This window comes from Colwellia sp. PAMC 20917, from assembly GCF_001767295.1.
Lineage (GTDB): Bacteria > Pseudomonadota > Gammaproteobacteria > Enterobacterales > Alteromonadaceae > Colwellia_A.
The window spans coordinates 3,838,721-3,853,454 of sequence record NZ_CP014944.1 but is presented as its reverse complement, the minus strand read 5'-3'; the positions used below and the strand labels follow the sequence as shown (position 1 = coordinate 3,853,454).

Sequence of the window (14,734 nt, the reverse complement as noted above, 5' to 3'; positions counted from 1 at the left end):
TTATCTACGTTTACCGGTAGGTGCTGGTTTGGCTTTTTTTGCCACTTTTGCACGTCGTTTAGCCGCTGGCGTACTGTCTGCCTTTTTACGGGCAATTAATTGGTTTTTCTCTTGTGTCGCTTTGTAACGGCTTTTCTTTAAGGGTTTATCTTCTTTTTCAGCATATTGTGCTGGTAAAGCACGTTCTAGTTCATATCCAGGGACAATTGTTCGTTCAAAAGTTCGACCAATTAATGCTTCGATATTTTCTAAAAACTGTTCATCTTTAGGGCTAACTAATGAAATTGCCGTACCAGACTTTCCTGCTCGGCCTGTACGGCCAATACGGTGTACATAATCTTCGGCAAGATAAGGCAAGTGAAAGTTAACAACGTAAGGTAAATCAGGAATATCTAATCCTCGGGCTGCAACATCGGTAGCAACAAGCACGCGAACTTTTCCTTGTGTAAATTGTTCAAGGGCTTTGTTTCTTGCACCTTGTGTTTTATCACCATGACACAACGCCGACTTAATTCCGTCAAGCTTAAGTTCTTTGGCGAGTATATTTGCACTTTCTTTGGTACCTGCAAAAACAAGTACTTGCTGCCAATTATTAATACCAATCAATTCTGATAACAATTCACATTTACGTGTTTCTGATACCCAATAAACTGATTGTTTAACCTTGCCTGATGTTGAGTTTTGACGTGAAACTTCTAAGGTTTTTGGCGTATGTAAGACTTGTTTAGCTAACGTTTTCACTTTATTTGAAAATGTTGCTGAAAACATCAATGTTTGATGTTTTTGCTTAATAACACTGATTAATTGCTGAATGTCATTTAAAAAACCCATATCTAGCATACGGTCAGCTTCATCTAAAACAAGAAATTTAACTTGTGATAAATCTACATTTCTCGCCACTACATGCTCAAGTAGACGCCCAGGTGTAGCAACAAGTACATCAACACCTTGCTTTAACATTCTAGTTTGTGGTGGCATATTTACACCACCATAAACTGCACCACAGCTTAATGGTAAAAATTCACTATAGCTTTCTATATTACGGGCAACTTGTTGAGTAAGCTCACGCGTTGGCGTTAAAATAAGTGCACGAATGGTTTTTGATGAATTATTATCACTCGGAATTTTAGCTAAAGCCTCTAGTATTGGTAAACTAAAAGCGGCTGTTTTACCGGTACCTGTTTGCGCACTTGCCAGTAGATCAACTCCAGACCGAATAAGCGGTATAGCTTGCTGCTGAACAGGCGTCAACGTTTTATAACCACAGGCTTTAACTGCCTTTAATAGTTCAGCCGACAACCCTATTGCATCAACACTCATATATCACCACTTATCAAAAAAAACGAAACCCAAAATTAAGGCGCGCATTCTAGCATAGTTTAAAGATTATTCATCAGACTATTTTTGCCAGATCCCTTTCGTCAAATTAAAACGATTATGCTCGCTTTCACTTGGCTTATAGCTCGGCAATTTTCCTTGGTTATGTTGCTGATGATAGTCTTGAGTAATACTCACCACAACTTTAGACAAGAGTAATAAAGCCGTGACATTAACAACCGTCATAAGCCCTGTAGATAAATCAGCTAAAGCAATAACTTGAGGTAAACTCGCTACTGAACCAAAAATCAACATCGCCAAAAATCCACAACGTAAAAACCAATGTCCAAGTGGATTATCCATATTTAAATACTTCAAATTATTTTCAGCATAAGCAAAGTTAGCAACAATTGAGGTGAAGCCAAACAGTAAAATAGCGATAGTAATAAAATCGCTTCCCCATGCGCCCACTTGATAAGCTAACGCTTGCTGAGTTAATTGTATTCCCTGTGCATCGCTACCGGTTTCTTTAAATAATAAAATAAGAAAAGCGGTGCAAGAACAAATAACAATAGTGTCAAAAAACACGGCAAGCATTTGTATGTAACCTTGTGAAACAGGATGAGGAGGATAAGGTACTGCGGCGGCGGCGGCATTGGGTGAGCTACCCATCCCCGCTTCATTAGAATAGAGACCACGTTTTATGCCTTGGACAATTGCCGCACCAACTAAACCGCTGCCCGCTTCTTTTAAACCAAAAGCAGAAGCAAATATATCGCTAATAATGGCAGGGATTTTTTCAATATTTAAAAAGATAACCGCTAGACAGACCAATAAATAAGCAAGTCCCATAAAAGGTACCGTTATTTCCGCAAAACGAGCGATGTTTTTCAAGCCACCAAAAACAATAAAGGCCGTTGCTATAGTAATGACAATCCCAGTAAATAACGGGTTAATACCAAAAGAGCCATCAAAGGCACTGGTAATCGAATGGGCTTGCACTGAGCTAAAAACAAAACCATAACCGAAAAATAAACACAGCGAAAAAGTTACCGCAAGTTTTTTACTTTTTAAGCCTTTGCTCATGTAATAAGCAGGACCACCACGAAAGTTTCCGTTGGCGTCTTTTTCTTTATAGAGTTGGCCTAATGCACTTTCAGCAAAGGCAGTTGCCATACCAACAAGAGCAATAAGCCACATCCAAAAAACAGCACCAGCGCCACCTAAGGTAATAGCGACAGCAACCCCCATTAAATTTCCGGTGCCGACACGGGCGGCAAGTGAAGTACATAATGCTTGAAAAGAAGAGATGCCCTGACTGTCTGTTTTTCGACTTAATTTAAGTAACGTAAACATGTGAGTAAAGTGGGTTATTTGCAGGCACTTTAATCGCCAAGTAAACCAAATACCACAACCGGTCAGTAAATAGATAAGGACACTGCCCCATAAATAACCATTGATTGTACCTATCCATTGTTCTATCAAAATATCTTTCTCACCTTTTTAGATTATTACTAATTATCATAACAAACAAAGTACTACCAGCGTTAGACCCTATTAGTGTTAAGAAAAAAAATAGTACTAAGCAAAAAAACCAGTGACGGATCACTGGTTTTTTTCATTTGATAAACTTACTTACAGCGCTTTTAGTATTTTATCTACCGAGTCTTTAGCATCGCCGAATAACATTTGGGTATTATCTTTAAAGAATAGTGGATTTTGTACACCAGCATATCCTGTGCTCATTGAGCGTTTAAAAACAATAACTTGTTTAGCATTCCATACTTCTAACACGGGCATACCGGCAATAGGACTGGTTGGATCTTCTGCTGCCGCGGGGTTAACTGTGTCGTTAGCACCAATCACTAACACAACATCCGTTTTAGGGAAGTCATCATTAATTTCATCCATGCTAAGGACAATATCGTAGGGCACTTTTGCTTCGGCTAACAAAACATTCATATGGCCAGGTAAACGTCCAGCAACTGGATGAATAGCAAAACGAACATCGATCCCCTTCTCTTTTAATACTCGAGTCAATTCATAAACAGGGTACTGTGCTTGAGCGACAGCCATGCCATAACCAGGCGTGATAATGACTGATTTAGCCGCAGATAACAGGTCAGCAACCGCTTCGACATTAACTTCAACGTGATCGCCATAATCGGTATCATTGTCAATGACAACGTCTGTACCAAAGCCACCAGCAATAACACTTATAAAAGAACGATTCATCGCCTTACACATAATGTATGACAATATAGCTCCTGATGAGCCAACCAAAGCGCCGGTTACAATTAATAAGTCATTATTAAGCATAAAACCAGCCGCTGCTGCTGCCCAACCCGAATAAGAATTGAGCATAGAGACCACTACGGGCATATCTGCTCCACCGATAGAAGCGACTAAATGCCAACCAAAAACAAGCGCAATAAAGGTCATAAAGTACAAAGCGTTAACATCGCCACCACTTTGCACAAAGCTAACAAGTAAAATAAAAGTAACAATGCCTGCCACTAAGTTTAACTTATGGCGATGCGGTAACATTAATGCCGAAGAACTGATAACACCACGTAACTTAGCAAAAGCGACAATTGAACCGGTAAAAGTCACCGCACCAATAAAGACTCCTAAGAAGACTTCAACAAGATGAATATTAGTCGCCATCTGTTGAGTATCAGTCAAATTTAGTAGTAATGAGTGGTCCATTTCAAAATAACTGTTAAAGCCAACAAGTACCGCAGCTAAGCCAACAAAACTATGTAAAATAGCGACCAGCTCTGGCATCTGTGTCATTTCAACTTTTTTGGCTAAATGTAAACCAATAAAAGCACCAACTGACATGGCAATAAATATCACTAAAACATTATCAACACGTGGGTCGGCAATGGTTGCGATTAAAGCAACGGCCATACCCGTAATGCCATACCAATTACCTGTTTCAGCCGTTTCTTGCTTACTTAACCCTGAAAGACTAAAAATAAATAATAATGCAGCAACAATATAAGCTGCGCTAATTAACCCTTGAGAAAATTCCATCAATGCGCCCCTTATCTTCTAAACATTTTTAACATACGTTTGGTCACTACAAAGCCACCAACAATATTTATTGTGGCAATGAGCACCGCAATCCCCGCAAGTATTTGTATTAATATATTGTCTTGCCCTATTTGTAACAAAGCGCCAACAATAATAATGCCCGAAATGGCATTAGTAACACTCATTAAAGGCGTATGCAGCGAATGACTGACATTCCACACCACGTTGTAACCAATGACACAAGAAAGTACAAAAACAGTGAAATGAGAGAGAAAATCCGCGGGAGCAACACTGGCCACCCAAGCAAACAATAACGCGCCTATTGCCATAAACAGGTGTTTTTTAGTTTGTGATGCGGGTTCTACTTTCTCTTCGACCGCTTTAATTTTTACTGTAGCAGGTTTAGTCGGTGCCGCACTGACTTGGATTGGTGGTGGCGGAAAGGTGATTTCATCATGATTAACGACGGTCATGTTTCGAACCACTTGATCTTCAAAATCAACCGTAATGGTACCATCTTTATTTGGACACACTAATTTAGTTAAATTAACCAAATTATTTGAATAAAGCTGTGATGCTTGATTGGGTAAACGAGAGACTAAATCTGTGTAACCAACAATTTTAACACCATCAACATTAGTAACTTTACCCGGAACGGTTAATGCACAATTACCACCGCCCGCGGCCGCTAAATCAACAATAATTGAACCGGGTTTCATTGAATGAACCATGGCTTCTGTAATTAATTTAGGCGCTGGTTTGCCTGGGATCATCGCTGTGGTAATAATAATATCAACATCTTTGGCTTGCTCTGCAAAAAGTGCCATTTCAGCATCAATAAATGCTTTACTCATTTCTTTTGCGTAACCATCGCCTGATCCCGTATCTTCAGGCTCTTCGTAGTCAAGCTCAAGAAACTCTGCGCCCATACTTTCAATTTGTTCTTTTACTTCAGGGCGCGTATCAAAAGCGCGAACCACAGCGCCTAAACTTCCAGCGGTACCAATAGCAGCAAGACCGGCAACACCCGCACCAATGATCATTACTTTTGCTGGTGGCATTTTACCCGCAGCAGTAATTTGTCCTGTTAAGAAGCGTCCAAAAAGATGGGTTGCTTCAATAACAGCGCGATAGCCGGCAATATTCGCCATTGAACTTAGTGCATCCATTGACTGAGAGCGAGTCATACGTGGCACCATTTCCATGGCAAAGGTCGTAATTGATTTTGCGCGTAAGGCTTCGAGTAACTCTGGACTTTGCGCCGGTGCAATAAAACTGACTAAATGTGCGCCATCTTTCATTTGTGCAACTTCATCAAGTGAAGGTGCATTTACTTTAAAAATAATATCTGACTGCCAGCATATTTTTTTAGTGACTAATGAAGCTTCTGCGTCGGCAAACTCTTCATCAGTAAAACTGGCTTTTGTGCCAGCTCCTTTTTGTACTTGGACACTAAAGCCAAGCTTAAGTAGAGCAACTACCGAGCTTGGCGATGCTGCTACTCGGTTTTCCCCTGTTAGTGTTTCTTTAGGTATTCCAATATTCATAAGCCACCTTTTTTAAAAGATCGCAACTTCAACGTAAATTAAGATAAAGCTGCAACATATTACTTTTCTTATGGGTTTTATAATTAATGTTTTACCATCAATTGAATGAATTTCATACACCTAAAAATAATAACGGCTATTTTCATAATAAATATAGCTAGTTCCCCAGAACTAACTTTTGATCAGTCAAGGGGAAGTTCACCGAGGAGAATAAGGTAAAACTACAAAATAATTAATTTAACATCGCCAAATTTTGCTTAGCAACTTGCTCTTTTTCAACATACTGAAACCATTGTTTAGCTGCTTTAGCCGAACTTTTAATTTTTTTTGCTTGTTCAAAGGCAGATAAAGATTCGCCAAGTTTTTGCAGATTAAATTCCGCCATACCTTTGGCTAAATACATATTACCCAGACTAACTTCTGAAGCTAAGTCACCACGACTTAGTGCTTCATTAGCTGAATTAATAGCAAGTTGCCATTTCTCTAAGTTTAAATAAGCTTGTGCTAAAGCAGCATCAAACTTACCTGTTTCAGAGATTTCTGCGGCTTTAATTAATACCGGAATTGATTTTTCATCATCTTTTGCCGCTATGTATGCATTAGCCAGCATCTCTAAATATTTTTCTTGGGCGATAACTTTACCACTGTCTATTGCTTCAGCGAGTAAGTTTGCCGCTTTAATTGGCACGTTATGAAAACGATAAAGCTGTACTAAGGTGACAATGTCAGTTGACTGAGTCACATAGCCCGCTTGCCAAGCGCTTTCCATTACCGCAAGTTGCTTATCTTCTTGGCCAATTTCACCATACATCGCTGAAAGCTGTAACCAATATTTAGGTTTATTGTAATAACGAACCAGGTTTTCTATCACAGCGGTTACTTCAATTGGCTGCTTTAATTCAAAGTAATTTGCACGTTGCAAAATCAACCAATTTTCTTTGGGGATTTCATTGGCCGCAATACTTTGTTCAATAGCCTGTGAAACATAGTGCAGAGACTGCTGATATTGTTTATTTTGATAATAAACTTGCGCAAATAAGACTTGTTGAGTATCGGTAATAGCTTTGTCGTTAGTTGCTTGCCACAAAACTAAAAACTTTAAAGATTGTGGAAAGTTTTGCATTTGCATTGATAATTGCGCTAAAGAATAGAGTGTCGACAGCCTTAATGTTTCAGGGATCGCCTTTTCATCGATAACTTTTTCAAAGCTATCGATAGCTGAAGCGACATCGTCATTACCGTAATACATAAAGCCATAAAAATTCCATAACATCGCACGTTCGTAACTGTTTAAGCTATCAATGCGGTCTTGCACTTCATCAAGTACATCAAAGCCCTCTAAACCGTTACCTTCATCAGCAAGTTTTTGTGCTCTTGCTAATTGCGTATAAACACGGTTACGCATCGCGGGTACTTTCACTGAGGTTGTTTCTTTACCCAACTGTGCTGATGATTGCGCATTTGCAATATTGCCACCCATATTTTGGTTAAATATTACCGGAGCGCTAAAGAGTAACGCGATTGAAAGGCACGATAGTGCTTTTCTTTTTAATGTTGTCATTTTAGTCATCACCGACTCCTTAGCCTTCTATTTGGAAAGAAATTTTATTCTGCACGCCAGCAACTTCCATAGCGACACCATCAACTACCCGTGGTTTGTACTTAAATTTTAATGCTGCCGCCATTGCCGCTTGATCAAAAATACCTTCAGGTTTAGCTTCAACAACTATAGCGTCTCGCACTGAACCATTTTTAGTGACAATAAATTCAACAATAACATACCCTTCAATGCCCCGAGATTGAGCACGACGTGGGTAAATAGGTGAGACTTTCACTATTGGCAAATAGTCGCCATCACCGCCACTTAAACTTAAGCCCCCGGCTAAACTTAAATCAGTTTGAATATCAGCACCAAACCCGCTAGCAGTACTTAATGCATTGGGGTTAGCTTGTTGCATTTGTGGTTGCTGCATTTGCGGTGGTGGTGCTTTAGGCGCTGGTGGTTTTTGTGGTTTTCGTTCTTTTTTTGTCAGTTGCTGCTCTTTTTTCAATCTAATAAAGTCGAGCACATTACCGCGAGGCGCTTCAGTCAAGGCATTATTACCACCAGAAATAAGCGCTTGCATCCCCCATAAAAGAAAGAAAGTCATCACCACAGCAAGTAATAAACCTATGCTGTAACGGGCAGGAGTGTTCATCACGGTTGCCATGATTTATCCCTCTTGAGCTGCAATTGAAACATCAAAAACACCCGCTGAACGAGCAGCGTCCATCACTTTAATTAACGTATCAGTTGTCGATGCTTTATCGGCTTGAATAACAACAGTACCCTGAGGGTTTTCTGCCTTTAAGCGTTCAATATTGGCTTGTACGGCTCGAATATCAATACGACGCTTATTGATCCAAATATCGCCTTTATCACTAATTGCTACTAAGATATTGGCACGTTCCTTTTTAACGGCAGTAGCCGCTTCTGGTCGATTCACTTCAATACCCGCTTCTTTAACAAACGAGGCAGTAACAATAAAAAATATCAATAAAATGAAGACCACGTCCAACATAGGCGTCATGTTAATTTCTTCGGCTTCTTCTTGTTCTTGTAAAATATTTGATAATTGAGAACGCATAACGTTACTCCTTAATTAAACTGCTAATTATTGGTGAGCCATCGGAAGGCTGTCTTCCATTTGCTCGGTTCTACGTTTCGTTTTACGCTGTAACCATGTCACCATAAATACACCAGACAATGAGCCCACCATGCCTGCCATTGTTGGAATAGTCGCGCGCGAAACGCCTGAAGCCATTGACCGTGCATTACCGCTGCCCGAGATTGCCATAACATCAAACACTTCAATCATACCGGTTACCGTGCCCATCAAACCAAGCAGTGGACACAAGACAACTAAACATTGAATTAAGGTAACGTTAGTTTTAAGCATTTCGGTGGCTCTTGAAATATGAGCAATTCTTATGTGCTGGGCATTCCATGAATGTCGTTCTGGGCGTTTAAACCAACTTTTAATGATGTTTTCTTTCACCGTTTTATAACTGTGCAAGTAAAAAAATAATCGTTCAAAAATAAGTAACCACATTAAACAAATAACCGCGGCGATAACGCTTAACACTAGCCCCCCCGTATCCAAAAATTCTTGGATACGATTCATCATTTCGATGAAGAGGATCATGGTTTATGCTCCTTGCTTTGATGTCAGCGGTTTTTCAGAGTTTTCTGAGCGTTCGGCTAAAATCCCTGCACTTTGTTGTTGTAAAATATTAATAATACCGCGACTTCGGGTGTTGAGCAGTGTAGAAATAAAGACCATGGGAATAGCAACAACTAAGCCCAGTACCGTTGTTACTAACGCTTGAGAAATACCACCTGCCATTAATTTAGGGTCACCTGTGCCAAATAAGGTAATCGCTTGAAAGGTATTGATCATCCCTGTAACTGTGCCTAACAAACCAATTAAAGGCGCAACTACTGAAATGATTTTGATGAAAGTGAGCCGAGTTGTTAATACAGGGACTTCTTTTAAAATACTTTCAGAGAGCTTTAACTCTAAGGTTTCAACGTTATCAAGGGGGTTTTTATCTTGGACTAACATAACCCGACCCAGTGGATTGTCATTTGATGCTTGCTCGCTCTTTAATTGACGATTGACTTTACTGCCAATGAAAAAGAGTGTGATAAAACGTTCAATCGCAATCAGTAAACCAATGAGACCAATCGCTAAAATAACATAACCAACCGCACCACCTTGTTCAACGCGTTCTTGTAAGTCAGGTGCTTGTACTAATAATCCTAAGATTGAACCACCTGTTGGGTCTAAAGCAAAAGGAACGACTTGATTAGTGCTTGAAGTGAGTGCATTAGCACTTGTTAAATAACGACTTGAGGGTTGTCTCATTAATTGGGCAACAGAAGCTGTTTCATCAATATATTCAAGGTACTTTCCTTGTGAAACCAGATTAAAACCACCAACACGCACCACATCTGCTTGGCTTTTCTCACCGTTTGCTAACACAATTTCTCGGCTAAATTTATGTACTTTTCCACTTTGTGTCATTTCACGTTGTAGTTCAAACCACAAACGTTCAATTTCTTCAATGGAGGCTAATTTTGATGAGGAGCCCATACTTTGTGCAAACTCATCAAGAAACTGACCTCGACCAGGAATTTGTGCTGAAATAACAGAAGTTTGAAATTTACTGCGCGTATCGCCAGCGACTTGTTGTAATACACCAAACAATTCTTTTAATTCACCCATACGCTTATTAAGCGCATCGGTATTATTACCTAAGGTTACATCGTTATCTTGAAAGTTTTTTTCAAGTTGTGTACTTAAGTTAATCGCTTGATCTCGCTGCTGTCTTGCTTGGTTTAATAATTGGATTTGTTGGCTTTTTTTCGCATTGAATTCTGCTTCTCTATCCTGATTTTGCTTACTTTGTGCAATTTTTCCTTGCGCTAATTGTGACAGTAAGTCATCTAAACTCGTTGCTTGTTGCGCGATGGCATTGCCACTGAATACTGAAACAGCTGACAAAGTTATTGCCGATATTAATAGAAGTAATTTTTTCATGGGTTATTCCTTATTCGGCCGAGTTTTGCGTTACGGGGACAATAATTAAATCGGGGGCAAGTTGTTTACGAGCAATGCGTAATCCTTTATTAATATCTAAACGATATTGCGCTGAAAGAGGCTGCCATGATCTAGAAGCGTTATCCCACAAACCTAACTTTTGACCGTCACGTGTTTGATACACTAGACTTACGCGGCCAATTCTGAGGAAATCAACATTTTGCTCACTACCATCAATATCAATTAAGCCCGAATACGCCTCTATTGTTCGCCCATAATCAACTTCAATTTGATAAGCGGCGAGTACTCGGCGAAACTTTTCAGAAATAGCAACATCAGCGCGTTCCATCATACTGTGTAAATCAGCAATACGTTTATTACGCTCAGTTGTTAAAAATTGCACATCCAAGGTAATAAAGTTTGCTAAGGTTTCAATCATACGCGCCATTAATGGTGAAACTTGTCGTTCTATAATGCTCACTTGTTCCATTGACACTGCGATTTGGTCAAGCTCTTTCAATTGGTTCGCCACTTGGGTTTTCATTTGCTGGTTATAAACAGTTAAGCCATCAATTTCCTTGTTAATGGTTTTAAACTGTTGTGACTTCGTTTGTATTTGCTCGTTAATGTCATTAACACGCTGTTGAGACTGACTGGCCGATTGGTTGATTTCTTGACCAGCATCAACGACTTGGCTGAGCTGTTTATCATTATCGGCTAGTGTGGGTGTTGCATCGCTAATTAAGCTAGTTGTGCTTAAGCTCAGTAATAAACAAGCTTGTGCAATTTTCGAAAGAGTCATAAAAACCTTTTGCCTTTGTTTGAGCTAATCAGATCTTATTTGATTACCCCTAAAATTAATGTCGATAATATTAATGGCTAAATATGACAATTAAGTTTCAGGAATATTGCCGATTTATTAAATGACAAGGTTGTGACATTTTTCTTACGCTGGAAATTAAGGTTGATATTAATAATTTATCTGGGGGATTGTGGAGGAGTCATTAAAATGAAAATCGTGTCAATAAATCAGAATTTTATGGTTGCACAAGATGCTTGAGTTAATGACTGCTTCAAGATAATAGCTGGCGTAGGTAATTGTCATTTAAACGACAACTTTACTTAAGCAGCAGACGGTTAAGCAGGCAAGCGTACGTTTATTATTACCTCAACTGCGGACATTAACTCTTGTAGGTTAAAGTTGATTCGGATTAGACTTTATATCGCTATTTTGTCGCACTTCACAGTTGATATTATGTGTCACACATTTACTCAATAGCCTTTGACATAAACATACTATATGGATCTTCTTGATAGTTACCAAAAGGGGCACATGGTTGAAAACCAAATTGTTGATAAAGTTTTTGTGCTGGAATAAACGCATCCATAGTACCCGTTTCCAAACTTAATCTTTTATACGAACGAAGAGTCGCTTGTTCAACGATATGCTCTAATATCTTACGAGCAATACCTTTACGTAAAAACTTGGTCGATGTGCGCATAGACTTTATCTCGCAATGATCTTTATCAAGTTCTTTTATAGCGCCAATACCAGCTAAATCTTGATTAACCCATAAACTCCAGAACGTTACATCGGGGTGTTCAAGTGCACGTAAATCTAGCGCGTGAACACTTTCTGGAGGTGAGTGAGCTAGCATATCTTCATGATGTTCTTGTAACAAAAAAATTACAGCTTCATGTCTTAATTCGCCAAGCTTAATATCCATATTGCACCTTTGTTTACCTGTATACCTAACGCCCATTCAGAAGCTAAAATAAGCGAGGCACGAGCAATGGCCAGCTTTTTTAGTCCTTTGGAATACCTTGTTATTTGCTAATTACGAAGAAAATGAACACTATATTTGTAGTAACTTGGGATATTACTATGTTCAATATCAACAACTTTATAGCTATTATATTCTGGAGTTTTTGCAATAAACGCCATAGCTTTTTCATATAAAGCTGAATCAGTTCCTTCTTGAAATTTTACATCTGTAGCCCATTGGGGAGGTGGGCCTCCGTAGTAAATCTTTAAAGTATAAATATCGTTAGTCTTAGCTATAGGCTCGAAGGTTGCTCCATAGGTTGATGTTGTAACGCAAGATGTTGTATTTAGTAAAACGATTAAAACAACACAAAGCTTGATCAATAATTTCATTAACACTCCTATGCTAAAAGGCACATAACACCTAATTTACAGGCAATAAATAGTTGGTTAAAATAAGTGACGAAGGACAAAAACCAACTGTTTTTTGTCCTTGTTTAATTTCTTATTATATTTCTATTTTAAACGAAGAGTAAGTTTTGCAACCCTACGACCTAAGTGCTTTGCCGTTGCAAGATCAACTTCATGTGCGACACTATTAGTCGTTTGGGAAACGACTCCTAATTGGCAACCTAATCGATTTAAAGTAGAACTATCTGTTCCATATGAAGCATCAATATTCACCCACAACATACCATGCTGACTTGCTAAAATAGCCATGTATTGCAAAGTACTTGATTGGTCACCATTAAGGCCTGTTCCAGAGGTGAATCCAGCAGATACTTTATCGGCCCACTCTTGGCTCTGCCAATGTTCACTTGAAGCATCCGCAAAAGCCTTGAATTGAGCTGATACACTTCCCATATATGTTGGGCTTCCAAAGATGATCGCATCGCATAATTTTAGATCGTCAAATAACTCTTCGTTTTCAAATCTTCCTTCAAAGATTTCACGCCCTTCAATTTTATGTTCAAGCACAGTTATTCCATGTTCTTTTTTAGCACCTAAAGCAATTGCTTTAGCAAGTTGTCCTGTGACATCACTCTTAGAAAAATAGACTATCGCTATGCGGGACATCGATTTAAAACTCCTTTATTCTATTATGTATAATAGAAAACTAACACCTTGTTAAGAGGCAAAACACCCTTGATTAAAATAAGCGACAAAGGAGCAAAAGCCAACTGTTATTTGTCCTGCTTTAATAGCTTAGAGGTAAACGTCTCCGGAACAACAGCATTAGCGACTGATTTAAATAACACTACCCACAACGCCAACAAACTAAACCAATATAATTTTGCACCCTCTGTTTTTAACTCTCGTACTTTGGGTTCCATATATACATATGAAAGTAGAATGTTATTTTTTGATTTTATTTGATGGATTAATCCACTTTCATGCCAAATAGAAACATTAGATCCAACCTTTAAACTTCGAGCTAAGTTTTTACACTTACCCTCGCCAATACCCACTGCTGAAAAAGTATCTTGGTATGAGCCAATATTAAGATCGAAGTATGAATATACTTTATCAGTTTCATCATCTATTACTTCTTCTTTATGACATTCGACAAAGTCAATTTTTGTTGAGTATTCATGTATGTCCGTTAAATCAGTAACTATATATTTAGGTATTACAAAGGCGAGTACAGCTAAATTGATTAAGATAAAACCCAAAAAAAACAGCTTACGCTTTTTTCCATTTCCCTCAGCAGAGAATTCAATGATAAATTCATTTTCATCATCGTCCTTGTCTTCCTGCTCTTCAATTTCTTTGGCTTTTTTTTCAAACTCTCCACTTTCTTTTCTTCGTTGAATTTCTTCACATAACTGCTTATATCGCTCAGGGAATTTATCCTTATCGATATTTTCGTTAACATCAAATAATTCATCCAATGTGTAATTTGAATAGTTGATTGACACGATAATTCCTTTACCTTGAACGCCTCATTAAGAGGTAAATAATGGTTGGCTAAAATAAGTGACAAAGGAGCAAACAGCCAACTGTTATTTGCCTTGCTTTAATGACTTATAAACAGTTAATCACTACACTCGACTTTAGCATAATCGCCACCACTAATTGTACTATCAGGTATAGTAAAACCTCTGTTTTCAGCTAATTGCGAATCACTTTCCTGAATAGTAAATACATGCAACTTTCCTGTTCCCCCTCCACAGACTGAGGGGTAATCAACTAGTGTTAAGTTACCACAGCTTTCAGCTTTAACTTCAATACCAGCTTCTTGCAGATAACTCTTAGTTAATGATATTGATAAACCATTATCCTGACACTGTAACTCCCCTGTACTTATATATACTTCAATATTATTGTCAGAGTCCGATTGGTTGCAACCGGAAAGAGATACCAGTATTGGTAGTATTAGGTAGATAAACTTCATAGCGTACTCCATTACTTTATTTAGATTTATAGACACAATGACTCCCCACAAGGTGCTAGCCTCTAAATGTGGGTTAGTTTTACAAACC

Annotated in this window: 15 protein-coding genes; all 15 read right to left on the bottom strand. The window is 38.6% G+C overall.

What is annotated here, in order from left to right; all coding sequences use genetic code 11:
• On the bottom strand, positions 1-1,320 hold the full coding sequence (locus tag A3Q34_RS16510) for a DEAD/DEAH box helicase (RefSeq protein WP_070376345.1): 1,320 nt from the start codon (positions 1,318-1,320) through the stop codon (positions 1-3).
• A 78-nt stretch (positions 1,321-1,398) separates the two neighbouring features.
• On the bottom strand, positions 1,399-2,802 hold the full coding sequence (locus A3Q34_RS16505) for an alanine/glycine:cation symporter family protein (protein ID WP_197517609.1): 1,404 nt from the start codon (positions 2,800-2,802) through the stop codon (positions 1,399-1,401).
• A gap of 150 nt (positions 2,803-2,952) precedes the next feature.
• Complete coding sequence (gene pntB, locus A3Q34_RS16500) at positions 2,953-4,356, bottom strand: Re/Si-specific NAD(P)(+) transhydrogenase subunit beta (protein ID WP_070376344.1); 1,404 nt, start codon at positions 4,354-4,356, stop codon at positions 2,953-2,955.
• 11 nt (positions 4,357-4,367) lie between these two features.
• Positions 4,368-5,903 carry a Re/Si-specific NAD(P)(+) transhydrogenase subunit alpha gene (locus A3Q34_RS16495; protein WP_070376343.1) on the bottom strand — a complete coding sequence of 512 codons (1,536 nt, stop codon included), beginning with the start codon at positions 5,901-5,903 and terminating at the stop codon, positions 4,368-4,370.
• A gap of 232 nt (positions 5,904-6,135) precedes the next feature.
• Positions 6,136-7,473 (bottom strand): tetratricopeptide repeat protein, encoded by a 1,338-nt coding sequence (locus A3Q34_RS16490; RefSeq protein WP_070376342.1) that lies wholly within the window; start codon positions 7,471-7,473, stop codon positions 6,136-6,138.
• A gap of 10 nt (positions 7,474-7,483) precedes the next feature.
• Positions 7,484-8,113 carry an energy transducer TonB gene (locus A3Q34_RS16485; protein ID WP_231907376.1) on the bottom strand — a complete coding sequence of 210 codons (630 nt, stop codon included), beginning with the start codon at positions 8,111-8,113 and terminating at the stop codon, positions 7,484-7,486.
• 3 nt (positions 8,114-8,116) lie between these two features.
• Complete coding sequence (locus tag A3Q34_RS16480; RefSeq protein ID WP_070376341.1) at positions 8,117-8,530, bottom strand: ExbD/TolR family protein; 414 nt, start codon at positions 8,528-8,530, stop codon at positions 8,117-8,119.
• Between the two features lie 27 nt (positions 8,531-8,557).
• Complete coding sequence (locus A3Q34_RS16475; RefSeq protein WP_070376340.1) at positions 8,558-9,088, bottom strand: MotA/TolQ/ExbB proton channel family protein; 531 nt, start codon at positions 9,086-9,088, stop codon at positions 8,558-8,560.
• 3 nt (positions 9,089-9,091) lie between these two features.
• Complete coding sequence (locus tag A3Q34_RS16470; RefSeq protein WP_070376339.1) at positions 9,092-10,486, bottom strand: MotA/TolQ/ExbB proton channel family protein; 1,395 nt, start codon at positions 10,484-10,486, stop codon at positions 9,092-9,094.
• A 10-nt stretch (positions 10,487-10,496) separates the two neighbouring features.
• Positions 10,497-11,288 carry a DUF3450 domain-containing protein gene (locus tag A3Q34_RS16465; RefSeq protein ID WP_070376338.1) on the bottom strand — a complete coding sequence of 264 codons (792 nt, stop codon included), beginning with the start codon at positions 11,286-11,288 and terminating at the stop codon, positions 10,497-10,499.
• A 466-nt stretch (positions 11,289-11,754) separates the two neighbouring features.
• Entirely contained in the window at positions 11,755-12,213 is a 459-nt protein-coding gene (locus tag A3Q34_RS16460) for a GNAT family N-acetyltransferase (RefSeq protein ID WP_070376337.1), read from the bottom strand.
• A 107-nt stretch (positions 12,214-12,320) separates the two neighbouring features.
• Positions 12,321-12,644, bottom strand: coding sequence for a hypothetical protein (locus tag A3Q34_RS16455; RefSeq protein ID WP_070376336.1), 324 nt, complete (start codon positions 12,642-12,644; stop codon positions 12,321-12,323).
• A gap of 123 nt (positions 12,645-12,767) precedes the next feature.
• Positions 12,768-13,328 (bottom strand): flavodoxin family protein, encoded by a 561-nt coding sequence (locus A3Q34_RS16450; protein WP_070376335.1) that lies wholly within the window; start codon positions 13,326-13,328, stop codon positions 12,768-12,770.
• Positions 13,329-13,435: 107 nt separating this feature from the next.
• A complete protein-coding gene (locus A3Q34_RS16445) occupies positions 13,436-14,170 on the bottom strand; it encodes a hypothetical protein (RefSeq protein ID WP_070376334.1) in 735 nt (244 codons plus the stop codon).
• A gap of 116 nt (positions 14,171-14,286) precedes the next feature.
• Complete coding sequence (locus tag A3Q34_RS16440; protein WP_157471016.1) at positions 14,287-14,682, bottom strand: hypothetical protein; 396 nt, start codon at positions 14,680-14,682, stop codon at positions 14,287-14,289.
• Positions 14,683-14,734 lie beyond the last annotated feature (52 nt).

What these genes read in the sequence shown, in the direction of transcription:
- A3Q34_RS16455 (WP_070376336.1), bottom strand. Translation starts at nt 12,644, where the DNA reads ATGAAATTATTGATCAAGCTTTGTGTTGTTTTAATCGTTTTACTAAAT.
- pntB (WP_070376344.1), bottom strand. Translation starts at nt 4,356, where the DNA reads ATGGAATTTTCTCAAGGGTTAATTAGCGCAGCTTATATTGTTGCTGCA.
- A3Q34_RS16465 (WP_070376338.1), bottom strand. Translation starts at nt 11,288, where the DNA reads ATGACTCTTTCGAAAATTGCACAAGCTTGTTTATTACTGAGCTTAAGC.
- A3Q34_RS16490 (WP_070376342.1), bottom strand. Translation starts at nt 7,473, where the DNA reads ATGACTAAAATGACAACATTAAAAAGAAAAGCACTATCGTGCCTTTCA.
- A3Q34_RS16510 (WP_070376345.1), bottom strand. Translation starts at nt 1,320, where the DNA reads ATGAGTGTTGATGCAATAGGGTTGTCGGCTGAACTATTAAAGGCAGTT.
- A3Q34_RS16485 (WP_231907376.1), bottom strand. Translation starts at nt 8,113, where the DNA reads ATGGCAACCGTGATGAACACTCCTGCCCGTTACAGCATAGGTTTATTA.
- A3Q34_RS16480 (WP_070376341.1), bottom strand. Translation starts at nt 8,530, where the DNA reads ATGCGTTCTCAATTATCAAATATTTTACAAGAACAAGAAGAAGCCGAA.
- A3Q34_RS16460 (WP_070376337.1), bottom strand. Translation starts at nt 12,213, where the DNA reads ATGGATATTAAGCTTGGCGAATTAAGACATGAAGCTGTAATTTTTTTG.
- A3Q34_RS16450 (WP_070376335.1), bottom strand. Translation starts at nt 13,328, where the DNA reads ATGTCCCGCATAGCGATAGTCTATTTTTCTAAGAGTGATGTCACAGGA.
- A3Q34_RS16495 (WP_070376343.1), bottom strand. Translation starts at nt 5,903, where the DNA reads ATGAATATTGGAATACCTAAAGAAACACTAACAGGGGAAAACCGAGTA.
- A3Q34_RS16475 (WP_070376340.1), bottom strand. Translation starts at nt 9,088, where the DNA reads ATGATCCTCTTCATCGAAATGATGAATCGTATCCAAGAATTTTTGGAT.
- A3Q34_RS16470 (WP_070376339.1), bottom strand. Translation starts at nt 10,486, where the DNA reads ATGAAAAAATTACTTCTATTAATATCGGCAATAACTTTGTCAGCTGTT.